The following is a 26305-nucleotide window of genomic DNA, read 5'->3' on the forward strand; positions in this document are numbered from 1 at the left end:
AGGAAAAGAAACAGCCGTGGGCGGAAACCCTGACACGGCATACAATGATTGGCGGCGCGGACTTTTTGCCTTGGGAATTTCACCGCAGCCGGCCAAACGGAGCATTTGATGAGTGAACTGCCCTTTGCCGCCACCACGCCGGTCAGCGTTGCCCGCGTTGGGTTGAAAGCGCGCGATGCTGAAAGCCTCGCGGCCTACTATCGTAGCGTCGTCGGCTTGCGGGAATTGAGCCGTGCCGACGGGGCGATCACGCTGGGCGCAGCCAACCGTCCGTTGCTGGTCCTTGAGGCAGATGCTTCGGCCAAGCCGGATGATCCGCGCAGCGCCGGCCTGTTCCACACCGCCTTCCTGCTGCCCAGCCGCGCCGATCTCGGCCGCTGGATCAACCACGCCATCGCCGGCAAGATCACCATCGAAGGGGCTTCCGACCATCTGGTCAGCGAGGCGCTGTACCTGACCGATCCCGAAGGCAACGGCATCGAGATCTATGCCGACCGCCGTCCGCAGGACTGGAAGTGGAATGGCGACAAGATTGCCATGGCGACAGAGCGGCTGAACATTCCGTCGGTCGTTGCCGAAGTGCCGGCGGGTGACGTCGGCTGGCAGGGCGCGCCGGAAAACAGCATCGTCGGCCATGTCCACCTGCGGGTGGGCCGGCCGGAAGACGCCGAGGCCTGGTGGAACCAGGAATTCGGCTTCGACACGGTGGCCAAATATGGCGGCCAGGCGGTGTTCCTGTCCTCCGGCGGCTACCACCACCACATCGGCGCCAACGCCTGGCAGAGTTCGGGCGCCGGCCGCCGCGATCCGAGCAGATCCGGTCTGGCCTGGGTCGAAATGCGTTCGGACAATGTGACCAGCCCGATAACCCGCGAAGATCCCTGGGGCACGGTCATCAGGACTGTTCCCGGCAAAGCCTGATCGCCATCGAGCGCGTCTTTCTCCCCGTCACTATACGGGGAGAAATGCCCGGCAGGGCAATGAGGGGCAGCGCCAAGGTCGTGAAATTGTCAAAGCCTGAATGGGCGCGATCGTCGCTAAAGTCAGCGCTGCCCCTTGTATCTGCACAGGGATGATTTTGTGCGATGGAAGCGACTGAGCCTCGGGCTGGATGGCCATCCGGCCCGAGGCTTGGCGAAGTCGCCCGTTACCCCTGGGGCTACAACCGTGGATGAGCCTGGGATCTTCGCCTTCGTCACGCACGACCGAATAGTCGCTTGGCTCCAATCGCACGCACAAGGCAGGTTACCGTGAACAAGACCCTCTGTGGAATAGATATTTCGAAAGACTGGCTCGACGCCCATATCGAGCCGATCGGAACGGCAAACCGTTTCGCCAACGATGCGGCGGGCATCGCCGATCTGGCCGCCTGGTGTCAGGCCAATGGCGTCGATCTCGTCGTCATGGAAGCCAGCGGCGGCTACGAGCGCCTGGCCTTCCTGCTGTTGTGGGAGATGGGTCAGCCCTGCGGCATGGCCAATGCAAGGAGCGTTCGCTACTTCGCCGAGGCAATGGGCTTCCTGGAGAAGACCGACCGGATCGACGCCGCCGTCATCGCCCGTTATGGGCAGGTCAAGCGGTTGCAGCCAACGCCGCCGCCGAGCGTGGCCCAACAACGGCTCAAGGCGCTGGTCGCCCGGCTTTCCCAGGTCACCGGCGACCTCACCATCCAGAAGCAGCGCCGCAGCGCGGCTCGCGATGCCGAGACCATCATCAGCCTCGACGAGGTTATTGCTCTGCTCAAGCGCCAGAGCCGCCGGCTCGAAGGCGAGATCGCCTCGCTGATCGACGACGATCCCTTGTGGGCATGCCTCGACCAGGCCTTCCGCTCGCTCAAGGGCGTCGCCTCGCGCACCGTGGCCCGCCTCATGGCCGAGCTGCCCGAGATCGGCATCCTCTCCAACAAGGCCATCGCCAAGCTCGCGGGCCTCGCGCCGATCGCCAATGATAGTGGCAAGCGCAGTGGCCGCCGGTCGGTGCGCGGCGGTCGCGAAGGCCCGCGCTCCATCCTCTTCCTCGTTGCCCGCACCGTCGCCAGATACGATCCTCACCTTGCTGCCTTCCATCAACGGTTGCAGGACGCAGGAAAGGAGAAAATGGTCATCCGCATCGCGCTCGCCCGCAAGCTGCTCGTCATTCTCAATGCAAAAGCACGCGACGCGCGCATCGATTTCGCAAATGCAGCTTGACACCCCAGATAGTCGCTCATCCGCCTGCCGGCACCTTCTCCCCGTATAGTGACGGGGAGAAGGAAAGCTCGTCTCAGGCTTCGCCGAACACCCGCTTGAAGATCGTGTCGACGTGCTTGGTGTGATAGCCTAGGTCGAATTTCTCGCGGATTTCAGCTTCCGGTAGCGCTGCGGTCACTTCCTTGTCGGCGAGCAATTCTTCAAGGAAATCAGCGCCTTGCTCCCATACCTTCATGGCGTTGCGCTGCACCAGCCGGTAAGAGTCTTCGCGCGACAGGCCGGCCTGCGTCAGCGCCAGCATGACGCGCTGCGAATGCACGAGACCGCGGAACTTGTTCATGTTCTTCAGCATGTTGTCGGGATAGACAAGCAGCTTGTCGATGACGCCGGTCAATCGTGACAGCGCGAAATCGAGCGTCACCGTGGCGTCCGGCCCGATCATGCGCTCGACCGAGGAGTGCGAGATGTCGCGCTCGTGCCAGAGCGCCACATTCTCCATCGCCGGCAGTGCCATGGAGCGGACCATCCGGGCAAGGCCGGTGAGGTTTTCGGTCAGCACCGGGTTGCGCTTGTGCGGCATTGCCGAAGAGCCTTTCTGGCCCGGCGAAAAATACTCCTCCGCTTCCAGCACTTCGGTGCGCTGCAGCTGCCGGATCTCGATCGACAGCCGTTCGATCGACGAGGCGATGACGCCGAGCGTGGCGAAGAACATGGCGTGACGGTCGCGCGGGATCACTTGCGTAGAGACCGGCTCGGGCTTCAGGCCAAGCTTTGCCGCCACATGTTCCTCGACATAGGGGTCGATGTTGGCGAAGGTGCCGACCGCGCCCGATATCGCGCAGGTGGCGATGTCTTCGCGCGCATGCACCAGCCGCTCGCGGCAGCGCGAGAACTCGGCATAGGCCTGCGCCAGCTTGACGCCGAAGGTGGTCGGCTCGGCATGGATGCCGTGGCTGCGGCCGATGGTGACGGTGTCCTTGTGCTCGAACGCGCGGCGCTTGAGGGCCGCGAGCAGGCCATCGATGTCGGCGAGCAGGATGTCGCTGGCGCGGGTAAGCTGCACGGCAAAGCAGGTGTCGAGCACGTCAGACGAGGTCATGCCCTGGTGGATGAAGCGGGCGTCCGGCCCGACGAATTCGGCAAGATGGGTGAGGAAGGCAATGACGTCATGCTTGGTGACGCGCTCGATCTCGTCGATCGCCTCAACATCGAATTTCGCAGCACTGCCCTTTTCCCAGATGGTTTTTGCGGCTTCCCTGGGGATGACGCCGAGTTCCGCCAGCGCGTCGCACGCATAGGCCTCGATCTCGAACCAGATGCGGAACCGGGTCTCGGGCGACCAGATGGCGACCATTTCCGGCCGGGAATAGCGAGGGATCATCGGTCAGTCCTGACGTATCGAGAGGTTTGCCCGCGTCCTAACAGAGGCGAGCAAAATGCTCAACGCCGCTGGCGCGCAAACCAGACGCTCGCGGCAAACAGGGCCACGAAACCAAGCGGAAAGTAGAGCCGGATGCCCAGCACGACGAACTGGTAGAGCGCAATCAACGTCGTGAAGACGAACTGGAGGGCCCAGGTGTAGGTAAAGGCAGGTGCATGCCACTCCGCATAGTAGGAGCGGTACTGCAGCGCAAACAGCCCAGCGGTCAGGCCGACCGTCGCGGCGGTGAGGCACACGAACGCCGCCGCGAAGGCGACTTCCCAGCGCCTGCCCTGCGAGACCAGCTTCGCGGCAAACAGGCCAATCGGAAAGGCCAGCCCAGCTCCCACAGCGAAAAGCAAGGTGACAATGCGGATTTTCGCCGGGGTCTCCCAGTTGTCCAAGAACAGGGTGACGAGCGCGCTGGCCCCCATCGTCACCGCCCATAACAAGGCGCCGATAAGCGCGGTGCGAAGTTCCGGTATCGCGCGGCGAAGGCGGCTCAGGGCGCGGTCGCGCCTAGCGGGTTGAACAGGGGATGTCACAGGCGGCCGGTCACCGCGATCCAGCGAAAGTCCGGTCCCTCGAAGCCGTATTGGCGCACCGCGATCAGCACCGCGTAGGCGCTCAGACTGTCCATTGAAAAGGTTTGCACGGCGCCGATGCGATAGCCGTTCGGGCAACCCCGGCTTTTCGGTATCGCCTTGTCCTCATGCAGCAGCTTGGTGGCGCCGCCATCCTGCGCTTCGATACGCAGCAAGCGAAAGCCGTTGATTTCGCCCTGGCTTTCGCAGCCTTCGGTGTTGTTCATGCCCATCTCGTCCAGGCGGAACTCGAGTGGTTGGTCGACGGCTGAGAAGATCGGGCGCGGGTTGACAGCCATCCGGTGCGGATCGGCCGAAAGCTCGGTCACCGGGTTGAAACCCGCTGTTATGCCGCGGTTGGCGCTCAGCTCGGCCTGACCGACAATGGCTTCGCCCTTTTGCCGGGCCTGAAGGCGCGCCACATCCAGCTGGGCGTTCTCGTCTTCGAGCCGGACCCGGATCGGGGTGCCCTTGAGAAAGCTGTCGGTGCTGGTGTCGATATAATAGCGGTTGGCATAGGGAAAGCCCGATCCGTCCTGCACGCCATATTCCTCGAAAGCGAAGACGCTGCCGTCCTTGGTGAACCCCAGGATTTCAAGTTCGGCGACATCGCCGGCACGGGCAGCGATCGATGTCGCAAACTGTGCAAGCAAGCAAACGGCAAACAGAAAGAGCATTCGCATCGGTTTCTTCACCCTCAGCCGCGATCGTCTCAATCCCCTACCACGACGAAATCAAAACGTCGTGCAGTGCGAAAGCCGATGCATCCAATCGGCCCGTCATTTGTTATCGTCGGCAGTCCCAATGGAGAACCACCATGACCGACACCAGCAAAATTCGTGAGCATATGGAAGTCGTCGGCGCCGATGGCGTGCATATCGGCACCGTCGACAAGGTCGACGGCCAGCGCATCAAGCTGACCAAGGCCGATAGCGGCGAGGGTACTCACAGGGGCCATCACCATTATGTTCCCGTGAGCCTGATTGCGGAGGTCGACGGCAACAAGGTGTGGCTGTCCGCGAATTCCGATGTCGCGGTGACCTTCGAGGAAGAAAAGTCCGATCGGGTATGATCGAGGGCCTCTGTCTATCCCAAACGCGATGACCAGACCGGAAACAGATCGTTTTCGGCCGGCGTCGCGGCAAACACGCCGCGGCTGATGGCGCGCGCCATCGTGGCGCCGGCCGCGGCATAGAGGTCGATTGCCGCGTCGGCGGTGAGTTCGATGCCGCTCGTCCCTGTTGCCAGCGCGAATACCAGGTCGCCATCGGCCGGCGTGTGCGTCGGCCAGATGGCGCGCACGAAGCCGTCATGCGCCGAGATTGCCAGGCGCTTTGCGGCAGCCTTGGTGAGAACCGCGTCCGTGGCGATGACGGCGATGGTGGTGTTGCCGCCGGCCTCCATTTGTCTGCCCTTATGCTTGTCGCGGTATTTCAGCAGGATCCGCTTCGCGTCGTCCGGCATCGGCGAGGGATAGCCGAGCCCGCCGAACTCGTCGCCGATTTCGAACGGCGCCGCCCAGAAATGGCGGGTTCGGGTTATGGTCACCGAGCCGGTCGGATTGACGCCGGCCAGCGCACCGATGGTTATGCCACTGTCCAGTAGCGTCGAAGCCGAGCCGAGGCCGCCCTTCAACCCCGAAGTCAGCGCACCCGTGCCGGCGCCGATGGTGCCGAGCTCGAAATCGGCAGCGGCCTTTTGCGCTGCTTCATAGCCAAGTTCGCGGTAGGGTGGATAAAGGCCCCAATCCTTGTCGCCGCCGTTGCGCAGGTCGAACAGGATCGCCGACGGCACGATCGGCACGCGAAAGCCACCGACCTCAAGGCCGATGCCGCGTTCACGCAGCGCCGCCTGCACGCCCGATGCCGCGTCGAGGCCGAAAGCCGAACCGCCCGAAAGCACCACGGCGTGCACCACATCGACCGAATTGTGCGGTTCGAGCAGGTCGGTCTCGCGGGTGCCCGGCGCACCTCCCAGGATCTGAACGCCGGCCACCGTCGGTCCATCGCAAAGCACGGTCGTGACGCCGGACTTCAGCCTGGCGTCGGACGCGTTGCCGACGCGCAGTCCGGCGACGTCGGTGATCAGGTTGCGCGGGCCGGTGCGAAACATCAGTTGCTTTCCAAAGGCGCAAAGCGCGTGCCGTCGAAGCGGAAGACGCGGTAGGGGCCCTGGCTGAGGTCGCCTTTCGCGTCGAAGCGGATCGGCCCGATCGCAGTGGTGAAATCCTGTCCGGTCAGGGCCTCGGTCAGCGGCTTGCCCGAGGCTTCGGAAAAGCCTGACGCCGCCTTGGCGATCTCGACCGCCGCGTAGGCGGGCAGCGTATAACCGTCAGGCACGACCTTCTGCGTGGCAAAGGCCGACAATACTTTGGGGTCGGCGACTTCGGCCCATTCCGGCGGTGCGATCATCAATGTGCCCACGGCATAGGGCACATCGCCGAGCGGTGTGCGGAGGTTCTCCCCGCCGGCAAAGACGATGCCCGCCTGGAGCCGTGCGGCATCGCGGCCCATGATGGCGATGTCGTCACCGTCGCCGCCGGCGAACACATGAGTGGCGCCGGCTTTCTTCAGCCGGCCGATCATGCCGATCTGGTTGTCGAGCTGTGGCCGGAACGTGTCGACGAATACCGGTTTCAGCGCTGCCTGCTCGGCGGCCGCCCGCAACGTCTCGGCGATTTCGCGGCCATAGATGGTGCCGTCGTCGATGACGGCGAACAACTCGTTTTGCCACAGACGGGTGAGGGTGGAGGCGACGGCGTTGCGCTCATCGTCGCCGCGTGGCCCGAGGCGATAGACCGGCCAGCCGGTCTTGGCGCGGCGGTCGGTCAGGCTTTCAGTTCGCACGCCAACGGTAATGACTGGAACGTTGGCATCCTTCAGGATCGGCATCGCCGCCTCGATCGCCTCGGTGCACAGGAATCCGACCACGACATTGACCTTGGCCGCGACGAATTCCCTGGCCGCGGCAGCGCCGCCGTCGGCGGTACAGGCGTCATCCACGATCTTGAGTTCCATGCCGTTCGCTTCGGCCGCCTGACCGGTACCGGCCTCGATCTGCTTGCCGAGAATGGCCGATGGTCCAGACAGGGGCGCTGAGACGCCAACCAACAGCGTCTGGGCATTCGCACCACTGGCCAGAAACAGCCAGGATAGTGCCGCTATTGTTCTAGTCCTGGGTCGCATTCGAGCGATGAGGTCCTCTGTGCCGGTCTTATGCTGCTGGCACCTACTTACCGCCAAGACCTAAAGGCTGCCCGACCTTGGTGCAACACGCGAATTTCGGGATATGGCTCAAGCACTTCGCTTGTGGCGGGCTATGTATGGCCATATATGTCGGTGGGATCCTGACCATGGAAAATATACGGTGCTGAAGAAGAACGACATTGGGCCGCAGGCCTACCGCGACGCGATGAGCCATTTTGCCGGCCATGTCCATGTTGTCACCACCGATGGGCCGGCCGGCAAGCGCGGCGCGACGGTGATCGCGGCCTGTTCCGTCTCGGACACGCCCCCAATCATTCTGGTCTGCCTCAACCGTGAAAATCCCAAGAATGAGCCGTTCGTAAAAAACGGCAGATTTGCCTTGAACACCCTGGCTTCGCATCAGGAGCCGCTGTCGGTCGGGTTTTCCGGCATGACCGGCCTGCCGGTCGAGGAGCGTTTCGCGCTCGGCGAATGGGACCTGATCTCGACCGGCGCGCCGACGCTGAAGGGCGCGCTCGCCGTGTTCGACTGCGAACTGATCGACACCAAGGACCTCGCCACCCATCGTGTGCTTTTTGGCAAGGTGACAGGCCTGCGGATGGGCGATAATTTGCGGCCGCTGATCTACCACGCTCGCGGCTACCACGTTCTGGAAAGCGGAGCGCCGGCGTTCACGGAGAAAGAATGACCGAGCTGAAACCGCGCGCCGCGCCGCGGACGATCGACGAGACGCTCGATCTCCTGACCGGCGCGGACTATGTGGCGGACCGGTCGCTGGCGACCGTGCTGTTCCTGTCGTTGCGCATGAAGCGGCCGCTGTTCCTCGAGGGCGAGGCCGGCGTCGGCAAGACCGAGATCGCCAAGGTGCTGGCGCAGGCGCTCGGCCGCCGGCTGATCCGCCTGCAGTGCTATGAAGGCCTCGACGTCTCGTCTGCCGTCTATGAGTGGAACTATGCCGCGCAGATGATCGAGATCCGCATGGAGGAGGCGGCCGGCAAGGTCGAGCGCTCCGCCATGGAGCGCAACGTCTTCTCCGAAAAATACCTGATCCGCCGCCCGGTGCTCGATGCGCTGACCGGCAAGGCGGGGGCTGCTCCGGTTTTCCTGATCGACGAGCTCGATCGCACCGACGAGGCGTTCGAAGCTTTCCTGCTCGAAATCCTGTCCGACTTCCAGGTCACGGTGCCTGAACTCGGCACCATCAAGGCGGAAGAGCCGCCGATCGTCATCATCACCACCAACCGTACCCGCGAAATCCACGACGCGCTGAAACGGCGCTGCCTCTATCATTGGGTCGACTATCCCAATGCCGAGCGCGAACTGGAAATCGTGCGCCGCAAGGTGCCGCAGGCCAATCAACGGCTTTCGGCCGAAGTGGTCTCCTTCATCCAGAAGCTGCGCCAGATCGAGCTGTTCAAGGTGCCGGGTGTCGCCGAGACCATCGACTGGGCCGGCGCGCTGACCGAGCTCGACAAGGTGGCGCTCGATCCTGAAACCGTCTCCGACACGATCGGCGTGCTGCTGAAATATCAGGACGACATTGCCCGTATCGAACAGGGCGAAGGCCGGCGCATCCTCAACGAGGTGAAGGCCGAGCTTTCGGCAGCGGAGTAGGCGATGCCGAACCAGGAGCCGAAAGAAGCGAAGGCCGACGGGCGGATCGCCGACAACATCGTCTATTTCGCCCGCATTCTGCGCAAGTCCGGCATGAGGGTCGGGCCGGCTTCGGTCAAGGACGCCATCGAGGCGGTGCTGGTCGCCGGCATCGGCTCGCGGGATGATTTCTACTGGACCCTGCACGCCGTGCTGGTGTCGCGGCACGAGGACCACGCCACTTTCGACGAAGCCTTCCGGCTGTTCTGGAAATCGCGCGAGCTGATTGAAAAGATGCTGGCGATGTTTTCGCCGGTGGCGCCTGATGTCAGGGAGAAGCAGAAGCCGCGCGCCGCCGAGAACCGTGTCAGCCAGGCGATGTTCGAAGGCCATCAGAAGAACCAGCCGGCCCAGGAAATTCCCGAGATCGAGGTCGACGCCCGCTTCACTTTTTCCGGCAATGAGGTGCTGCGCGGCAAGGACTTTGCCCAGATGAATGCGGCCGAGATGGCTGACGCCAAGAAGGCGATCGCCCAGTTGCGGCTGCCTTTCGACATGGTGCGGACGCGGCGTTTCAAGGCCGATGCGCATGGCCGTCGCGTCGATCCGCGCGCCATGATGCGCTCAGCGGCGCGCACCGGCGGTGAACTGATCCTGCCGAAATTCCGCTCAGCTCGCGAGGTTCATCCGCCGCTGGTTGTGCTGGCCGACATTTCCGGCTCGATGAGCCAGTACACGCGCATTTTCCTGCATTTCCTGCATGCGCTGACGGAAAAACGCCGGCGTGTGCACACGTTCGTTTTCGGCACCCGGCTCACCAACCTGACCCGGCAGATGCGTCATCGCGACCCCGATGCCGCCCTTGCCGATTGTTCGACGGCGGTCAGGGACTGGTCGGGAGGCACCCGCATCGGCGACACGCTGGCCGAGTTCAACCTGATATGGTCGCGGCGCGTGCTGGGGCAGGGCGCGGTCGTGCTTCTGATCACCGACGGACTGGAGCGCGACGATGTCGCCGGACTGTCGGAGGAAATGGAGCGCCTGCACAAATCCTGCCGGCGGCTGATCTGGCTGAACCCGCTGCTGCGCTTCGACGGTTTCCAGGCGCGCGCCCGCGGCGTCAAGGCGATGCTGCCGCATGTCGACGAGTTTCGCTCGGTGCACAATCTCGACGCGCTGGCCGATCTCTGCGCGTCGCTGGACAAGAAGTCGGCACAATCCGTTGATCCGCGCCGATGGCTGGAAGCTGGCGCGAGGCACGCCGCATAGCCATATGTTTGCCAGTTCTTTAGGAAAAACAGACCCTGAGAGAAGCAACGATGAGCGACAGCATTTATCTAGATGAGGCCCGCGACCCCTTGATCATCGCGGAGGGCTGGATGAAGGACGGCAAGGACGTGGCCATCGCGACAGTGGTCGAGACGTGGGGATCAGCGCCTCGCCCCGTAGGCAGCCATCTGGTCATCGATGCGGACGGCAATTTCCAGGGCTCCGTTTCGGGCGGATGCGTCGAAGGCGCGGTGGTGACCGAGGCCATCGACGTCATCGACAGCGGCAAGGCCCGGATGCTGGAGTTCGGTGTTGCCGACGAAACCGCCTGGCAGGTCGGCCTGTCCTGTGGCGGCCGCATCAAGGTCTATGTGGAAAGACTGGGCTGATCTCGGATGGATCCCTATGCCTTAAGAACTTTGAACGCCGAACGCCGTGCACGCCGCGCGGCGATCCTTGTCACCGACCTTGGTGATGGCCGCGACCGCATCGTGCGCGAGGGCGATCAGCTCGCCGGCGATCTCGGCGCCGCGATCGCCAGGACGTTCCGCACTGGCAATTCCGGTTCGGTCGAAGCCGAGGGGCGAACCTTCTTTCTCAATGCGCACCTGCCACAGCCGCGTCTGGTCGTCATTGGCGCTGTCCATATCAGCCAGGCGCTGGCGCCGATGGCGAAAATCGCCGGCTACCCCGTGGAGATCATCGATCCCCGCACCGCTTTCGCCACCCCGGACCGCTTTCCCGACGTGGCGCTCCATGCCGAATGGCCGGAGGATGTGCTGAAGCGCCAGCCGCTCGACAGCTACACCGCAGTTGCCGCCGTCACCCATGATCCGAAGATCGATGATTTCGCCCTGAAGGCCGCACTCGACGCCAACTGCTTCTATGTCGGAGCGCTCGGCAGCAGGAAGACGCATGCCAAGCGTGTCGAGCGCCTGCTGGCGCTGGGCGCAACCGCCGACCAGATCGGCCGCATCCACGCTCCGATCGGACTCGACATAGGTGCTGCCAGCCCGGCCGAGATCGCGGTTGCGGTGCTGGCGCAAGCGATCCGCGCCTTCCGCTCGCGCGGTGTGGAAGCCAAAGGCGCGGCGGCGTGAAGTTCGGATCGATCCCGATCGAGGCGGCTGAAGGCGCGGTGCTCGCGCATGCCACCACCGCTGGCGAGCGGCGCTTCCGCAAGGCGCACAGACTAAGCGCCGAAGACGTGGCGCTGCTGCGGGTCGCCGGTATTTCCGAGGTCGTTGCGGCCGTGCTGGCTGCCGACGACCTCGGCGAGGATGCCGCCGCGCTGGCGATCGCTGACAGCATGACCTTTCGCGGCATCGGGGCCAGGTCGGCCGCGACCGGGCGGGTCAATCTCCATGCCAACGCATCGGGCATTTTCACGGTCGATGCTGCTGTCATCGACGCTATCAATGCCATCGATCCGGCCATCACCATCGCCACGCTGGCGCAGCATGCGCCGGTCGAGAAAGGCCAGATGGTCGCGACCGTGAAGATTATTCCGTTCGCGGTCAGTTCGGCGCTGGTCGAAGCCGCGACAAAAATCTGTGCCGGCGGCGAGATCTTTGCCGTCAATGCCTACCAGGCGATGCGTGTCGGCGTCATCCAGACGGTTCTGCCGGGCATCAAGCCTGGAGTGCTGGACAAGACGCTGCGCGTCACCGAAGCCCGGCTGGCGCGCACCGGCGGCAGGCTGACGGCGGAGCGCCGCACGCCGCATGAAATCGCACCGGTGGCGGAAGCCGCGGCGTCGCTGGCGCGCGACAACGACATGGTGGTGATCTTCGGCGCCTCGGCAATGAGCGATTTCGCCGATGTCGTTCCAGCCGCCATCGAGAGGGCGGGCGGTACTGTCATCCGCGCGGGCATGCCGGTCGATCCCGGCAATCTGCTGGTGCTCGGCACACTCGATGGCAAGCGCGTCATCGGCGCGCCCGGCTGCGCCCGCAGCCCCAAGGAGAACGGCTTCGACTGGGTGCTGGATCGGTTGATCGCTGGCCTTGATGTGACCGCCAAGGATATCGCCGGCATGGGGGTCGGCGGGCTGCTGATGGAAATCCCGACGCGGCCGCAGCCGCGCGAACCGCTGCCGGCCAAAAGCCAGCTTAAGGTCGGCATCGTGCTGCTGGCGGCTGGCCGGTCGAGCCGCATGGGTGGACCGAACAAGCTGCTGGCGCTGTTCGATGGCAAGCCGCTGGTGCGCCGCACCGCCGAGCGGGCGTTCGGCTCGAAGGCGTCTAGCACGATTGTCGTCACCGGCCACCAGCGCGAGCGGGTGCGCGCGGCGCTGGCGGGCCTCGACGTGACCTTCGCCGACAATCCCGATTTTAGCGAAGGCCTGTCCACCTCGCTGAAAACCGGCATTGCCTATCTGCCGGAAGACTCCGCCGGTGTAATGATCGTTCTCGGCGACATGCCGGGTATCGCGTCCGATGACCTCGACAGGTTGATCGATGCCTTCCGCAAGGCCGGCGGCAATTCGGTGGTCCGCGCCTCACATAATGGCAAACGCGGCAACCCGGTGCTTTTGCCGCGTTCGCTGTTCCCGGCGATCGCCCATCTCGAAGGCGATACCGGCGCACGCCATCTGGTCGAGACCGAAGGGCTCGATGTCATCGATGTCGAGATCGGTGCGGCGGCGTCTGTCGATGTCGACACACGCGAGGCGCTGGAAGGCGCCGGCGGCGTGCTGCAGGATTGACAAACCCAAGCCGAATTACGCATGCCTTGGGCATGGCTACTCGCTTCCTTCCCTCTGCGTTTGCGCTTTTACCCCCCTCTGGCCTGCCGGCCATCTCCCCCTCAAGGGGGGAGATCGGCAGCTTCGATGGCGGCGTCCATCTTGCAACTTTGGAGATTGGCGAAAGCCGAAGGCGCATCCAATCTCCCCCCTTGAGGGGGAGATGGCCGGCAGGTCAGAGGGGGGCGGTCACGCTCCATGCCTTTCTGATTTCGATATTTTTCTTGTTTTCTGCCGGTTACGCCACCGCTCTCGAACTAAAGCCCTTCAAGGACGATCTCTTCGCCTATCCGGCCACGCTGTCGTCCGACACCGATGGCGCCTACACCGTCATCGACTATCGCGAGATGCGCGACATCAACCAGCGTGACCAGGTCCCGGAGCGCCGGGTGCACGCCCAATACACCGACACCGGCGTTCGCAAGGTGCAGCAGGATCTGCTCTTGAAGACCGATGCCGGCGATGTCAGGCATATTGCCGTCGGCAAGACCGAGGGCGCCGGCATCATCGTGCTTTACCTGCACGGGCAGGGCGGCAGCCGCAAGCAGGGCGTCGACGACTTCACTTTCGGCGGTAATTTCAACCGGCTCAAGAACCTGATGGCCGGCAATGGTGGCCTCTATCTCAGCCCGGACTTTTCCGATTTCGGCGACACCGGCGCGGCGCAGGTCGCGGCCCTGATCAATCACTATGCCGAGCAATCGCCGGGCGCGAAGATCTTCGTCGCCTGTGGCTCGATGGGCGGCGCCCTGTGCTGGAAGCTTGCCGCCCGCAACGATACCGGCCGGCGCATCAACGGGCTGCTGCTGCTCGGCTCGCTATGGGACGAGAGTTTCCTGGCAAGCCCCGCCTTCCGGCGCCATGTCCCGATCTTCTTCGGGCAAGGCAGCCATGACGTGGTTTTCCCCGTGGGAAAGCAGGAAGCGTTCTTCCGCTCGATCATCGCCAAATCGAAAGCCTATCCCTATCCGACGCGTTTCGTCCGTTTCGAGACCGGCACCCATGGCACCCCGATCCGCATGATCGATTGGCGCGGCACGCTCAACTGGATGCTGTCCAAGGCGCCCTGATGCATATCGGCCAAAGTGCAGTGGGTTTGGCGATCATGGCCCGGCCGATATCCTCTTGCTGGTGTAGGCTGATGATCCAACAGCTCGGAAGCACGACGATGGACGCTCGCCCCTTCAATATCCAGATTCCGAACGAACGACTTGAGGATCTCCAAGACCGTCTTCACGCAACGCGATGGCCAGTTCCGCTAATCGAAACAGGCTGGAACGATGGGGCCGACCTGCCGCTCATGGAGCGCCTTGCGGACTACTGGCGAGATCGCTTCGACTGGAGAGCGCAAGAGGCGCGGCTGAACCGGCTGCCGCAATATCTGGCTAGGGTGAACAACCTGGATGTCCATTTTGTCCACCAGCCAGGCACCGGACCGGCGCCGCTGCCGCTGATCATCACGCATGGCTGGCCCGGTTCCTTCATCGAAATGGGAACACATCATTCCATTGCTGACGGACCCATCTGCCCATGGTGGTGACCCAGCCGACGCTTTCCACGTCGTGGTTCCCTCCTTGCCCGGATACGGCTTCTCGCAGGCGCCGACGGAACCAGGCTTCCACTCCGGCCGCATCGCGGAGCTATGGGTGCAGTTGATGTGCGGGCTCGGCTATGACCGCTTCGCTTGCCAGGGCGGCGACATCGGCGCGGGCGTCTCCGCCTGGATGGCACGGCTCCGTCCTGAAAACGTGCTTGGCGTCCACGTCAATTACATTCCCGGGAGCTATCGGCCGCCCTTGGGTGCAGCTCAGCCACCTGTCACCGTTGAGGAACAGGCCTTTCTGGACAAGGCTGCGGCCTGGACGGCAACGGAGGGTGCCTATGCCCATCTGCAGGGCACGAAGCCTCAGACGCTCGCTTATGCGCTGACTGACTCGCCGGTCGGTCTCGCGGCCTGGATGATCGAGAAGTTCCGTTCCTGGAGCGATTGCGACGGTGACGTGGAACGCGCCTTTGGCATGGACGCGCTCCTTACGGACGTTTCTCTCTACTGGTTCACCAATGCGCTCACCTCGTCCTTGCGGCTCTACAAGGAGAATCGGCTCTCCCCTCTTGCGTTCAAGGCTCCGGAACGCGTTTCGCCGCCGCTTGGGGTAGCGCTTTTCCCCCGCGAGTTGCCAATGCCGCCGCGCTCCTGGGTGGCGAGGGGTCTTCGACGTGCAGCGATGGACGCCGATGCCGCGAGGCGGCCATTTCGCTGCACTGGAGGAGCCGAATCTTCTGGTCCAGGACATTCGCGCCTTCTTTCGGCCGATGCGTTCGCGGCCTGAATCGAGAAGGTGAAAGCGAAGGACGGGTCGAACGCGGCGTTCTTGATTTGAGTCTTCCCTACGGCGCGGTGTTGTAGTCGACAACCGTCTGCGGATTTTCCTCGCCGTCATAGGACGCATCGACGTCGTACTGGACCAGCGAAAAATCACCGTTGCGGAACAGATATGTGCCGGAGTCGGAGGCATCGCCGATGCCGCGCCATTTGTTGAACGTGGTGATCGTATGGGCGTCCCATAGTCGGAATTGGTGGCCCATCCCGTGGTGTGGAAGCCGATCACCGTCACGCTCAACAGCTTGCCGTCACTGTCGTTGTTCTCGTAGCGGATATCGGTCTCCGGTTCGGCGAACTGCAATTGCCGCACGCCGTCCACCTCATCCGTCATGTAGTAGACCGAGCTTTCATTGTAGGCGGCGGCCGAACACGAAAAATGAAACAGCCGCGTTTCCTTGTCAGGATCGCCGGGCTGCGCATTCTTGTCCTTGTATTTGATCGAAAAGCCCTCCGGCTCATTGGCCAGGAACTGCTTGTCGCACTGGTCGCCATAGGTCGCCAGAAAGGCTCTCTTGGCCTGCTCCAGTGCCGTGTCCTTCTTCGGCGGTGGCGGCCCGTCGCCGCAGCTTGGCGGCAGCGCCTCCTCGAAATCAGCGGTGGAGGGTTTCAGCGCGCCTTTTTCGATGTGGATCGGATCGAAGGGTGGCGCCGCCTGGATCTGCGCATTCACCTGGCGCAGCGTATAGCAGCCGGCAAAGACCTTCTCGCCGCCGGTCTTGTCGGTGGCGCGGATGGCGACGGGGACGTTGTAGAAAATGCTGCCCGCTGCACCTTCGTCCGAAACGGCCCCGGTCTCCACCTCGACCTTGTCGGTGCCGTCATAACCCTTGACGAAACTGTCGAAATCCTTTGCCGGCTTCGTATCACCGAAATACCCCCAGGCGCGGGCGAATTCATGCCGGTTGATGGCGCTGTAGAGCGAGCGGACGACCGCCTCGGCGCTCGACCTGTCGTCGATATAGGGCGCTTCGGGCGCATCTTCGGCGGCCAATGCCGTCTGGCCGATCGGGGCAAGGGAGAGAAAGGCAGTCGCTGCGAAAAGGGCGCGTCTCATCTGAATCTCCGCTCGATAGGAGAGTCTACAATGGCGATTGCGGCAACGTGGTGGCGCTGGTTCGGCGGTCTTGAAGAATCGTGCGCGAAGGCGCTACGTCGCATCCGCCGGCGTTCGGCCGGACAGGAGATTTGACGTGACCATATCGATGTATGAGGCATCCGTGCCCGTGTTCTCAGTCAGGCTGAAAGCACTTTCCAATGTGCTTGCGACCGCCGAACAGAATGCGATTGACCGCAAGATCGACCCGCAGGTGTTTTTGACGTCGCGGCTGGCGCCCGACATGTATGCTCTGACCCGGCAGGTGCAGATCGCCACCGACCATGCCAAGGGTGCGCCGTCACGGCTCGCCGGCCGCGAGGTGCCCAGATACGAGGACAACGAGGCGAGTTTCGCCGATGTCCAGGCGCGCATCACGAAGACCCTGGACCTACTGGCGACATTTTCGGCGGCCGAATTCGACGGTTCGGATGACAAGATCATCGAACTGAAGCTTGGCGGACGCGAAAGCTCGATGCCCGGCATGCAGTATCTGCTGCATGTGGCCATGCCCAACTTCTATTTTCACCTCACCACCGCTTACGACATCCTTCGCCACAACGGCGTGCCGCTGGGCAAGGCGACGTTCCTGGGAGCGCGTTGAGGATTGAGTTTCGAGATGTCCCGTGGAGGCCGGGACATCTCGCGACGGTATACGCCTAACGAATGGACATTTCGCGGGCAATGCGTGGAAAGTCGGCCGGCTTGATACCGATGTCGGCACGGTCGGCATTGCTCATCGCATGGAGCAGTGCGAGCGCGGAACGGTATCTCAGATGCTCCTGCGGCCGCGGCCGGGCGAACATTTCAGTGAAGAAACCCATGATTCAAGCCCCTGATTGCTCCTCCACGGCCGCCAATATAGGTGAATCGTGACAATTGTGCAGTGCAGCATTTGCATGCCAGCCATGTGCTGATGATTTCTTCGGCCATATTTTGCAACGGACTGAAACTTTTGCACGGCGAGCCCCGTAGGCTCGAATGCCGGCTACATGGCCGGTTTTTCCTCGCCCTCCTGGCGAATTCCGGACTGCATGAAAGTGCGTTCCGGCTTTTTGTCCGGGATTGCGGTGCCCGAGCAACGATCCAGGCAATGCTAAATTCGTTAAGATCGATGGCATGCATTTTTAACGAGCCGATTCTATGCTTCGACACCCGGATAGTCTGGCAAGGAGGAGGCTGACATCGCGACTGGCACCAAGCGGGATTTCGCTTCGTTGCTCGACGACCTCTTCGTCGCTTCCGACAAGGGCGATGGAATTGGGGGCGACGGAATTGGGGGCGACGGGATCGAGGGCGAGGAGGCCGGCGCTCGTCCATCCATCCCGTTCGACTATCTCTCGGTGGCGGATGAACTCCATTCCGGCCGCATCAAGGTTTCCGCCAGCGGCTTTGCCACTGAATATCGCGAGGCGGGTGCTGATCTGGCGACCGAATTCGCCGCCTTGCTCGATCATGCCAAACTGGCTCTCGCCGGCGAAGAGCCAAAGCCCGAGGAGAAGCTGCCGCCGATCGATCCGGAATCCATCGCCGTCGAACTTGGCCTCAATCAGCCCAAGCAGGTCGCCGATTTCAGCCGCATGCGCCGCAGCTTTGCCTTCGCCAATCATCCGGACCGTGTCGCACCGCATCTGCGCCAGCGCGCCATGATCCGCATGCAGGTGGCCAACATGCTGATCGACGAGGCCAAGCGCCGCGCGCTGGCCGGTGCTCGCCGCTAACGTAGCTTGTTCACGCAAAAGTCGGTCTGGCGAGGCTTGGAGAGCGCCTCTGCTTTCCGTAGGATGGGACTTCCTCCCCGCGCTGCCGCGCACGCCTTTCCTCCGGAGCAGAATCCCATGCACAAACGCCGTCTCGGTCGGACCGATCTTCTTGTTAGCCAAATCTGCCTGGGCTCCATGACCTGGGGCCAGCAGAACACAGAGGCCGAAGGCCACGCCCAGATGGACCTGGCTTTCTCGCGCGGCGTCAATTTCATCGACACCGCCGAACTCTACCCGATCCCGCCCAAGGCGGAGACGCAAGGGTGGACCGAAAAGATCATCGGCAGCTGGATGAAAGCCAACCGCAACCGCGACAAGGTGATCCTTGCCTCCAAGGTCGTCGGCCGCACGGCCAACCGGTGGTTTCGCGGCGACAGGCCATCGCAATTGGTGCGCGCCGATATTTTTGACGCCATCGAGAAATCGCTGGCCAAGCTCGGCACCGACTACATCGACCTCTACCAGATCCATTGGCCGGAACGGGACATTCCCTGGGGCGCCAATCCGACGCGCGTCGGCGCCGTATCGCCGCGCGCCGATTCTGTGGGCGCGCCGGCCGACGAAACACCGATCGCCGAGACGCTCGCCGTGTTCGACGAACTGGTGAAGGTGGGAAAGATCCGCCATTTCGGCCTGTCGAACGAGAGTTCCTGGGGCGTGATGCGGTTCCTTGCCGAGGCTGACAAGGGTATCGGCCCGCGCGTCGCGTCGATCCAGAACGCCTACAATCTCGTCAACCGCACCTTCGAGGTGAACCTCGCCGAGGTCTGCGAGCGCGAGCAGGTGTCGCTGCTCCCCTATTCGCCGCTGGCGCAGGGCTACCTCACCGGCAAATACGACCATGGCGCGCGTCCGCAGGGGTCGCGTTCGCAACTGTTCAACCGCGGCCAGCGCTACGAGACGCCAGGTGCCGCCGAAGCCCAGCTCGAATACAATGAGTTGGCGCGCTCCTTTGGCCTGGAGCCGGCATTGTTTGCCAATGCCTATGTCTCAAGTCGGCCCTTCGTCACCTCCAACATCGTCGGCGCGACGACCATTTCGCAGCTCGACATGGCGCTGTCTTCCGTCGATGTCGTCTGGACCGAGGAGATGCAGAAGGCGGTGGATGCGATCCACCAGCGGGTCGGCAATCCCTGTCCCTGAACGGGATCGGATGTGGCCGAATACTCGATAATTCCAAGGGAGCGGGCGACAATGAATTTTCCGGTCGAGACAGTGCGTCAAAAGTTTCCGGCTCTTTCCCTGACTGATAAGGGCCGCCGCCGCATCTATCTCGACAACCCTGCCGGCACGCAGGTGCCGCAAGCCGTCGCGGACGCCGTGTCGCGCTGTCTCCTGACCACCAATGCTAATCTCGGCGGCTATTTCGAAACGACGGTTGCCGCGCAGGCCGTCGTCGACGAGGCGCACGCGGCAATGGCCGATTTCCTTGGCGCCGCAAGCACCGAGGAGATCATAATCGGCGCCAACATGACGACGCTGACCTATCACATGTCGCGCACGCTTGGCCGCACGATGCAGCCTGGCGACGAGATCATCCTCACCCGCATGGACCACGAGGGCAACGTCTCACCCTGGCTGCAACTGGCCGAGGACCTCGGCCTCGTCGTGCGCTGGCTGCCGTTCGACGAAATGAGCTGGCAGGTCGAAGAGGCGACGCTGGCCGTGCTGCTTACGGATAGGACCCGGCTGGTCGCGTTGAACTACGCCAGCAACCTGACCGGCTCGATCAACCGGGTGAAGGCGCTGACCGCCATCGGCAGGAATGCCGGCGCCCTTGTCTATGTCGACGCCGTGCAGTTCGCTCCGCATGGCCTGATCGACGTGCAGGACATCGGCTGCGATTTCCTGATCTGCTCGGCCTACAAATTCTTCGGTCCGCATATGGGCATATTGTGGGGCCGGCGCGACGTCATCGATGGTCTGAAACCTTACAAGTGCCGTTGCTCGTCCAATGGCCTGCCGGAGCGGTTTGAACTGGGCACGCCGCAGATCGAGCTGATGGCCGGCCTCACCGCCGCCGTCGATTACTTTGCCGATCTCGGCGCCGCTGCGGGCGAGGGCGGTTCAAGAAGGCGGAAGATCGCCAAGGCGTTCGACGTCTCGACCGCCTACGAGAACCCGCTGGCGCAACAACTGATCGATGGCCTGTCCGATATCGGGGGCTTGACCATCCACGGCATCACCGATCCGAAGCGGCTTGGCGATCGCGTGCCGACCGCGTCCTTCACGGTCGACGGCATCGTGCCCGAAACGATCGTGCGGCAGATGAACGCCGAAAACATCTTCCTGTGGTCCGGCCACAACTATGCCTGGGAGCTCGTCCACCAGCTCGGCATTCCGGCCGAGCAAGGCGTCGTGCGCATCGGCATCGCCCACTACAACACATCTGCCGAAATCGACGAGACGCTGGAGAGCGTGCATCGGGTGATTGCGATGCTCAGACAACAGCGCTCCTGACGCACTGTCAGGGCAAAATCACCGCGCCTTGCCGCCGAAGCCGGTGAGGAAGGCGGTGAGATTGTCACCGAGCTCATCGCAGAGATAACCGCCTTCCTGGACGATGACCGTCGGCAGGCCGAGCTTGGCGATCGCCTCGCCGATGCGCGAGAAGCCCGGTGTCGTCACCGAAAGTCCACCGAACGGATCGCCCTCGAACGCGTCGAGGCCGAGCGCCACGACCAGCGCGTCGGGCGAAAAGGCACGAATGCGCTGGAATGCCACCTCGAGCGCTTCCAGAAAGGCCGCATCAGTGGATTTGCGCGGCAGCGGCAGGTTGAAGCTATAGCCGAGGCCGGGTCCTTCGCCGCGCTCGTCGGCATGGCCCCAGAAGAACGGATAGAAGCGCACCGGATCGGCATGCAGCGAGACGGTGAGAACATCAGGCCGTGAATAGAAGATGCCTTGCGTGCCATTGCCATGATGCAGGTCGACATCGAGGATCGTTACCCGCGCCGCCTGCTTGCGCAAGACCTGCGCGGCGACGGCCGAGTTGTTGATGAAACAGAAGCCGCCGGCGACATCTGCAAAGGCGTGATGGCCGGGCGGGCGGCACAGCGCGTAGGCGGCCGGTGCGCCTGATATAACCGCCTCGGCGGCTTCGACCGCGCTCCAGGCGCTCCACAGCGCGCTCTGCCATGTCTCGCCCGAGATCGGGCAAGCGGTATCGGCCATGTGGTAGCCGGCCTGACCGACCGCCGAAGCCGGATAGGAGCCGTTGCGCGCGATCGGGTGGATGTTGGGGATCACTTCGGCCGACGCGCCCTCAATGCGCTGCCAGCGAGCGTGGATATGTTCGAGGAAATGCAGATATTCCGGTGTATGCACCGCCGCGACCGGGCCGAGCCCAAGATTGCGCGGCCGCTCGATCGTGCAGCCTGCGGATTTTGCGCCGGCTAGCAATCTCTCGACGCGCTCCGGCTTTTCCGGATTGGGCTGCGCCGCACCGCTCGAAAGAAATGCCTTGGGGTCGTGGCGCTTCTGCTCCTCGGCGTAGAAGGCTTTCATTTCTGCTCCCCATTCTCGGTCGCGTCGGCGAAGGCAAAGAAGGCCTCGCCGATGATCTTCTGCGTCTGCTCATCGCTCGACCAGGCGATGCCCAGCCTTTCATAAAAGGCCTTGGCGCCCTCATTGTCGGTGTCGACGGACAGTCGGAGATAGGCGCCGCCGTCTTTCCGGCACCGCGCCGCAACGTGCCGCAGCAGCCGCTCGCCGATCTTGCGGCCGCGAAAACGGTCCTCGACATAGAGGTCCTGCACATAGACGCCAGGCCGCCCCATCCAGCTCGAAAAGATCGGGAAATACAGGCAGAGACCGGCGAACTCGCCGCCGACCTCGGCGATCAACGTCGAGAAAGCTGGCTTTTCGCCGAAGCCGTAGCGGCGGAGATCATCAGCGGTGGACGTGATCTCCTCATGCGCGCCGATATGGGTGCCGAGGCGCAAGAGCGCGGCATGGATGGTTTCGGCGTCATCAAGGGTTCCGGGGCGAAGCCGGACGTCATTGGCTGATGGATTGATCACGGTCGTCTCTCAAAACGCCACCCGGTCGCCGCCCTTGAGGGCCAGCATGTCGCGCGCTTCGGCGGGCGTGGCGACCTCCAGCGAGAGCCCGTCGAGAATGCCACGGATGCGGCGCACCTGGTCGGCATTGGATTTCGCCAGCTGGCGGCCGTCATAAAGACTGTCCTCCAGCCCGACACGGACATTACCGCCCATGGCTGCTGCGATCGAGATCAGCGGCATCTGATTGCGGCCGGCGGCCAGCACCGAGAACTGGTAGCTGTCGCCGAACAATTTGTCTGCGATGCGCTTCATGTGGACGAGATTGTCAGGGTCGGCGCCGATGCCACCCAATATGCCCAGCACGAACTGGATGAACAGCGGTCCCGACACCAGGCCCCGGTCGCGGAAATGCGCCAGCGAGTAGAGATGGCCGACATCGTAGCACTCGAATTCGAAGCGCGTGCCGCAGCCCTTGCCCAGCCTCTCCAGCACGCCTTCCATATCGGCGAAGGTGTTCTTGAAGATGGTGTCCCGCGTCGCTTCCAGCAGCTTGGGCTCCCATTCGTGCTGCCATTCCCGTGGCTTGTCGAGCATGGGAAACAGCGCGAAATTCATCGAGCCCATGTTGAGGGAGCACATCTCCGGCTCGGTCCTGAGCGGTGCAGCTAGCCGCTGATCCAGCGTCATCAGCGACGAGCCGCCCGTGGTGATGTTGATCACCGCATCCGTCGCCTGCTTGATGCGCGGCAGGAACTGCATGTAGACATCCGGATCGGCGGTTGGGCGGCCATCCCTGGGGTCGCGGGCGTGCAGATGCAGGATCGAAGCGCCGGCTTCGGCCGCGGCGATCGCGTCGGTGGCGATCTGGTCCGGCGTCACCGGCAGATAGGGCGACATAGACGGCGTGTGGACCGAGCCGGTGACGGCGCAGGTGATGATGACCTTTCTCGGCGCCATTCTTCTACCCCCGACCTTCGACCGGCAGGTCGAGCTCGGAAGCGAGAACGTCCAGCGAGTCGCCGATGATGGAGACGATCTCGCCGACCTGCTCCCTGGTGACGATCATCGGCGGCGCGACCATGAAATTGTCGCCGTCGACGCCGCCCTTGACCCTGCGGCCATAGATGATCAGCCCGCGTTCATAGGCGAGGTCGAGCAGCCGCTGCGTGGCCTTCCTGGTCTGGTCCATCGGTCGGAGCGTCTCGGGATCGGCAACCATCTGGGCGCCGGTGAGCAGGCCCTTGCCGCGCACGTCGGCGATGAATGGAAACCGTTTCGCCAGCCTCTTCAGCCCGTCCATCAGCACGTCGCCCATCGCAGCCGCGTTGGCGATCAGGTCAAGCCGGTCCATTTCACCGAGCACCGCAAGCCCTGCGGCGCACGCCAGCGGATTGCCGGCGTAGGTGTGGCCGTGCTGGAAGCCGCCCGAGGCGAGCAGCGGCTGCACCAGCCGCATCGGTGCCGCCAGCGCCCCAAGCGGCGCATAGCCCGAGCCAAGTCCCTTGGACAGCGCGACGATGTCGGGCTTGCAGTTCCAGTGATCGCCGCCGAGGAATTTTCCGGTGCGGCCGGCGCCGCTCATCACTTCGTCGTGGATGAGCAGGATGCCGTAGCGGTCGCAGATCTGGCGGATGCGCGGATAGTAGCTGTCAGGCGCGACCAGGGCCACGGTCGCCGCACCGCCGATCGGCTCCATGATGAAGGCGACCACGCTCTCCGGCCCTTCGGCCAGGATCTTCTCCTCCAGCATGTCGGCATATCGAATGCCGCGCTGTTCCATCGAAAGATTGTCGCGGTCGCGCCAGGCGTTCGGCGCCGGCACGGTCGGCATCACCCGCATCATCGGCTCGAAAGTTTCGGCAAGTGCATCGTCGCCGGTAATCGAGAGCGAACCCAGCGTGCCGCCATGATAGGAGGGGAAGCGCGTGATCACCTTCCAGCGGCTGGCCTGGCCGGTGGCGACGGCCCATTGCCGCGCAAGCTTGAGGCAGGATTCTGTCGCCTCCGAGCCGCCCGAGACGAAGAAGATGCGGTCCATGCCTTCCGGCAGCTTGCCGGCGAGTTCCCGCGCAAGCTCCTCCGCCGGCTCGTTCTCGAAATGCAGCCGATAGGCGAAGGTGGCGCGGTCCATCTGCCGCTTCATGGCATCCAGCACGTTGCGGTTGGAATGGCCGATATTGGCGACCATCGGGCCGCTCGATCCGTCGATGAAGCGGCGGCCGTCCTGCGTCCACATGTAGATGCCTTCGGCGCGGTCGATCAGCGGCCGGCGCAGGCTGGACAGATAGAACAGGTGCGATTCTCGCCGAGCTTCGGTGTCTTGAGCGGCGGTCTGGGTTTTCGACATGTCAGGACTTTCCGAGGTAACGATCGAGGACATTTTTTGTGACGCGTTCGACCATCGGGTCCTGTCTTAGCAGGCCTGCGACCCATTCGCAGCTTCCGGCGTGGAACACCTCGCCCTTGCCGCGCGGGAAGTTGACGATCATGCCATTGCCCCGTTTGACTTTTTCCAGATTGGCGTCGCTCGCCTCGCCAAACAGCGTTTCGGCGGTGAAGCGCCCATCCTCGTCGGTGAGGAACTGGTCCTCGATCGGGATATCGGCGCTTTCCTCGACCTGGCTGGCCATTCCGACGGCGAGAACCTGGAGGCCATCAGGTGCGCCGCTTTTGGCCGTGGGATAGGGCAGGCCGCCGCGTATCTCGAAGTCGAGCCCGTCGACCTCATAGCCGTAGACATGGCTGTCGGCGCCCAGCAGGTCACCGTAGTAGATGCCAGTGCCGGCGAAGGCCCAGTGCTCGGGCCGGTAGACCGGAAAGCCACGCGCGCCGCGCCGCGCGCAGCCGCCCCCGCCGGCATAGACGCCGCGCGTCGCGTTGAGCCCGAAGGTCGCCGAACCAGGCCGGGCGATTTCCGGCGCTTCCCAGGAATTGGTGGCGCGGGTGACGTCGCCGCCTGGGAGATAGGCCGGGTCTTCGGCACGCGAGCGATATTTGTAGCAGACCTGCCGGCGACCTTCGTCCTCGAGCCGCGTCTGCCACATGAAATTGCCGGCAAAGCGCGCCGCATGGCCACCGCGCCCGACATAATTGTCGACGGCATCGCGCATCTCCCAGGTCCAGTATTCGTCATGGCCGACGAAGACGGCGCAGTCGTAGCCGTCGAGAATCTCGGGCGAAAAGTGCAAATCATGCTGGCTGGCAAGATCGACCTCATAGCCGGCCCGTTCGGCGAAGCGGAAGAAGTGGCTGTCATAGCTGGCCCAGCCCGACGAAGCGTATTTCTTCGAATGGCCGGTGGCGAGCGCCCATTCCATGTGCGGATAACGCGGCACCGTCTTCGGCGGCACGGCGACTTCCAGCGGCACGCGTGGCGCGTCCTTCGGCAGCACCACGAAGCCACGGCACCATGGGCGCTGCGTCGACACGATGGGCGAATACTGGTTGCGGTCCGGCCCGGTGATGCCCTGGTAGTGGTTGGAGCCGCCCCAAGTGTTGTAGGCGAGCCAGGTGCCCGTCGCCGCCACCTGCAGCACACGGCCGGGTTTGGGGCCTGGCTGTGGGCTGACGATGAACAGATGGTGGCATTGGATCGGCTTGCCATCACGGCCATCGGCGGTCAGCGTCACCCGGTAGGCTCCGGACGGCCAGTCCGCCTCGACGCGGAATTCGAAGGACGCATCCCAGCCGCAGCCTTCGGCCGAACATTGGTCGGGCGTGTCCTGCCAGCGTGCCGCAATGCCTGCCTGCTCGAACACTTTGGTCTCCGTGCCGCCGTCGCGGACGATTGCGATATTGAACCGCGAGGCCGTCGAACTGACATGCAACGCCACCGTCTCGCCGGCGCGATAGGAAAACCGGTCGCTGTAGCACCAGATCTCGCCGCGCTCGCCATCCATGCCAGGCCACTCGTAGTAATGGCCGCGCACCGCGTGCCGGCGCTGCTCCGGCGTCAGTCCGAAATCGGGAAACTCGGTCGGCAAATGGGTCATGAACACCGGAGAAGTTCGAGGCCGCCATTTCGGCGATCTGCCGGTCCAGCGTCAAATGGAAAC

The 26305-nt window shown here is 63.5% G+C and carries 27 protein-coding genes and 1 pseudogene; 16 read left to right on the forward strand and 12 right to left on the reverse strand.

Annotated features, from left to right (window positions below; all coding sequences use genetic code 11):
- Positions 1–108: 108 nt before the first annotated feature.
- Both NKG99_RS03075 and NKG99_RS03080 read left to right on the forward strand, forming a co-directional pair.
- On the forward strand, positions 109–921 hold the full coding sequence (locus NKG99_RS03075) for a VOC family protein (RefSeq protein WP_352864017.1): 813 nt from the start codon (positions 109–111) through the stop codon (positions 919–921).
- A gap of 329 nt (positions 922–1250) precedes the next feature.
- Positions 1251–2189 carry an IS110 family RNA-guided transposase gene (locus tag NKG99_RS03080; RefSeq protein ID WP_352864019.1) on the forward strand — a complete coding sequence of 313 codons (939 nt, stop codon included), beginning with the start codon at positions 1251–1253 and terminating at the stop codon, positions 2187–2189.
- Positions 2190–2262: 73 nt separating this feature from the next.
- Here the strand turns inward: NKG99_RS03080 and purB are convergent, their stop codons facing one another.
- From purB to NKG99_RS03095, 3 genes are all read right to left on the reverse strand, one after another.
- Positions 2263–3570, reverse strand: a complete 1308-nt coding sequence (purB, locus tag NKG99_RS03085; protein WP_352864021.1) for an adenylosuccinate lyase — start codon at positions 3568–3570, stop codon at positions 2263–2265.
- A gap of 59 nt (positions 3571–3629) precedes the next feature.
- A complete protein-coding gene (locus tag NKG99_RS03090) occupies positions 3630–4043 on the reverse strand; it encodes a hypothetical protein (RefSeq protein ID WP_352864023.1) in 414 nt (137 codons plus the stop codon).
- Between the two features lie 107 nt (positions 4044–4150).
- A complete protein-coding gene (locus NKG99_RS03095; protein ID WP_352864025.1) occupies positions 4151–4876 on the reverse strand; it encodes a DUF2259 domain-containing protein in 726 nt (241 codons plus the stop codon).
- A 134-nt stretch (positions 4877–5010) separates the two neighbouring features.
- On the opposite strand from NKG99_RS03095, the gene NKG99_RS03100 reads away from it, so the two are divergent.
- Positions 5011–5265 (forward strand): DUF2171 domain-containing protein, encoded by a 255-nt coding sequence (locus NKG99_RS03100; protein WP_352864027.1) that lies wholly within the window; start codon positions 5011–5013, stop codon positions 5263–5265.
- 14 nt (positions 5266–5279) lie between these two features.
- Here the strand turns inward: NKG99_RS03100 and NKG99_RS03105 are convergent, their stop codons facing one another.
- Together NKG99_RS03105 and NKG99_RS03110 are read right to left on the reverse strand one after the other, a co-directional pair.
- Entirely contained in the window at positions 5280–6305 is a 1026-nt protein-coding gene (locus NKG99_RS03105) for a P1 family peptidase (RefSeq protein WP_352864029.1), read from the reverse strand.
- Complete coding sequence (locus NKG99_RS03110; protein WP_352864031.1) at positions 6305–7378, reverse strand: branched-chain amino acid ABC transporter substrate-binding protein; 1074 nt, start codon at positions 7376–7378, stop codon at positions 6305–6307. Before NKG99_RS03110 ends, NKG99_RS03105 begins: the two co-directional genes overlap by 1 nt.
- A gap of 181 nt (positions 7379–7559) precedes the next feature.
- Between NKG99_RS03110 and NKG99_RS03115 the strand changes: the two genes are divergently transcribed.
- The 9 genes from NKG99_RS03115 to NKG99_RS03155 all read left to right on the forward strand — a co-directional run bounded on the left by NKG99_RS03115 (position 7560) and on the right by NKG99_RS03155 (position 15337).
- Positions 7560–8087 (forward strand): flavin reductase, encoded by a 528-nt coding sequence (locus tag NKG99_RS03115; RefSeq protein WP_352864032.1) that lies wholly within the window; start codon positions 7560–7562, stop codon positions 8085–8087.
- Positions 8084–9013, forward strand: a complete 930-nt coding sequence (locus tag NKG99_RS03120) for an AAA family ATPase (RefSeq protein ID WP_013532114.1) — start codon at positions 8084–8086, stop codon at positions 9011–9013. The genes NKG99_RS03115 and NKG99_RS03120 overlap by 4 nt, the downstream gene beginning before the upstream one ends.
- Positions 9014–9016: 3 nt before the next feature.
- Complete coding sequence (locus NKG99_RS03125) at positions 9017–10261, forward strand: vWA domain-containing protein (protein ID WP_352864034.1); 1245 nt, start codon at positions 9017–9019, stop codon at positions 10259–10261.
- A gap of 50 nt (positions 10262–10311) precedes the next feature.
- Positions 10312–10650, forward strand: a complete 339-nt coding sequence (locus NKG99_RS03130; protein ID WP_352864035.1) for an XdhC family protein — start codon at positions 10312–10314, stop codon at positions 10648–10650.
- 6 nt (positions 10651–10656) lie between these two features.
- Positions 10657–11361, forward strand: coding sequence for an XdhC family protein (locus NKG99_RS03135; protein WP_352864037.1), 705 nt, complete (start codon positions 10657–10659; stop codon positions 11359–11361).
- Complete coding sequence (locus NKG99_RS03140) at positions 11358–12968, forward strand: NTP transferase domain-containing protein (protein ID WP_352864039.1); 1611 nt, start codon at positions 11358–11360, stop codon at positions 12966–12968. Before NKG99_RS03135 ends, NKG99_RS03140 begins: the two co-directional genes overlap by 4 nt.
- Positions 12969–13222: 254 nt before the next feature.
- Positions 13223–14077 carry an alpha/beta hydrolase gene (locus tag NKG99_RS03145; RefSeq protein WP_502910905.1) on the forward strand — a complete coding sequence of 285 codons (855 nt, stop codon included), beginning with the start codon at positions 13223–13225 and terminating at the stop codon, positions 14075–14077.
- 71 nt (positions 14078–14148) lie between these two features.
- A complete protein-coding gene (locus NKG99_RS03150) occupies positions 14149–14547 on the forward strand; it encodes an epoxide hydrolase N-terminal domain-containing protein (protein ID WP_352864041.1) in 399 nt (132 codons plus the stop codon).
- Positions 14471–15337 (forward strand): alpha/beta fold hydrolase, encoded by an 867-nt coding sequence (locus tag NKG99_RS03155; RefSeq protein WP_352864043.1) that lies wholly within the window; start codon positions 14471–14473, stop codon positions 15335–15337. Before NKG99_RS03150 ends, NKG99_RS03155 begins: the two co-directional genes overlap by 77 nt.
- A gap of 58 nt (positions 15338–15395) precedes the next feature.
- Here the strand turns inward: NKG99_RS03155 and NKG99_RS03160 are convergent.
- Positions 15396–16444, reverse strand: a pseudogene (locus NKG99_RS03160) (DUF1176 domain-containing protein).
- Positions 16445–16580: 136 nt separating this feature from the next.
- Here NKG99_RS03160 and NKG99_RS03165 point away from each other — a divergent pair.
- Entirely contained in the window at positions 16581–17087 is a 507-nt protein-coding gene (locus NKG99_RS03165) for a DUF1993 domain-containing protein (protein ID WP_352864046.1), read from the forward strand.
- Positions 17088–17142: 55 nt separating this feature from the next.
- Here the strand turns inward: NKG99_RS03165 and NKG99_RS03170 are convergent, their stop codons facing one another.
- Positions 17143–17307 (reverse strand): hypothetical protein, encoded by a 165-nt coding sequence (locus tag NKG99_RS03170; protein ID WP_109669696.1) that lies wholly within the window; start codon positions 17305–17307, stop codon positions 17143–17145.
- Between the two features lie 393 nt (positions 17308–17700).
- Here NKG99_RS03170 and NKG99_RS03175 point away from each other — a divergent pair, with 393 nt between their 5' ends.
- The 3 genes from NKG99_RS03175 (at position 17701) to NKG99_RS03185 (ending at position 20706) form a co-directional block, all read left to right on the forward strand.
- Positions 17701–18204, forward strand: a complete 504-nt coding sequence (locus NKG99_RS03175; protein ID WP_352864050.1) for a hypothetical protein — start codon at positions 17701–17703, stop codon at positions 18202–18204.
- Between the two features lie 117 nt (positions 18205–18321).
- Positions 18322–19389 (forward strand): aldo/keto reductase, encoded by a 1068-nt coding sequence (locus NKG99_RS03180; protein WP_352864053.1) that lies wholly within the window; start codon positions 18322–18324, stop codon positions 19387–19389.
- A 51-nt stretch (positions 19390–19440) separates the two neighbouring features.
- Entirely contained in the window at positions 19441–20706 is a 1266-nt protein-coding gene (locus NKG99_RS03185; RefSeq protein ID WP_352864055.1) for a cysteine desulfurase-like protein, read from the forward strand.
- 18 nt (positions 20707–20724) lie between these two features.
- On the opposite strand, the gene NKG99_RS03190 is transcribed toward NKG99_RS03185, so the two are convergent.
- The 5 genes from NKG99_RS03190 to NKG99_RS03210 are packed head-to-tail and all read right to left on the reverse strand — an operon-like array spanning position 20725 to position 26242.
- Positions 20725–21753 (reverse strand): histone deacetylase family protein, encoded by a 1029-nt coding sequence (locus tag NKG99_RS03190; RefSeq protein ID WP_352864058.1) that lies wholly within the window; start codon positions 21751–21753, stop codon positions 20725–20727.
- Positions 21750–22265, reverse strand: a complete 516-nt coding sequence (locus NKG99_RS03195) for a GNAT family N-acetyltransferase (RefSeq protein ID WP_352864643.1) — start codon at positions 22263–22265, stop codon at positions 21750–21752. The genes NKG99_RS03190 and NKG99_RS03195 overlap by 4 nt, the downstream gene beginning before the upstream one ends.
- Positions 22266–22277: 12 nt before the next feature.
- Complete coding sequence (gene kce, locus NKG99_RS03200) at positions 22278–23207, reverse strand: 3,5-dioxohexanoate:acetyl-CoA acetone transferase (protein WP_352864060.1); 930 nt, start codon at positions 23205–23207, stop codon at positions 22278–22280.
- Between the two features lie 4 nt (positions 23208–23211).
- Complete coding sequence (locus NKG99_RS03205) at positions 23212–24597, reverse strand: aminotransferase family protein (RefSeq protein WP_352864062.1); 1386 nt, start codon at positions 24595–24597, stop codon at positions 23212–23214.
- Position 24598: 1 nt separating this feature from the next.
- Positions 24599–26242 carry a N,N-dimethylformamidase beta subunit family domain-containing protein gene (locus NKG99_RS03210; RefSeq protein ID WP_352864065.1) on the reverse strand — a complete coding sequence of 548 codons (1644 nt, stop codon included), beginning with the start codon at positions 26240–26242 and terminating at the stop codon, positions 24599–24601.
- Positions 26243–26305 lie beyond the last annotated feature (63 nt).

This window comes from Mesorhizobium sp. M1409, assembly GCF_040317535.1.
Taxonomy (GTDB): domain Bacteria; phylum Pseudomonadota; class Alphaproteobacteria; order Rhizobiales; family Rhizobiaceae; genus Mesorhizobium.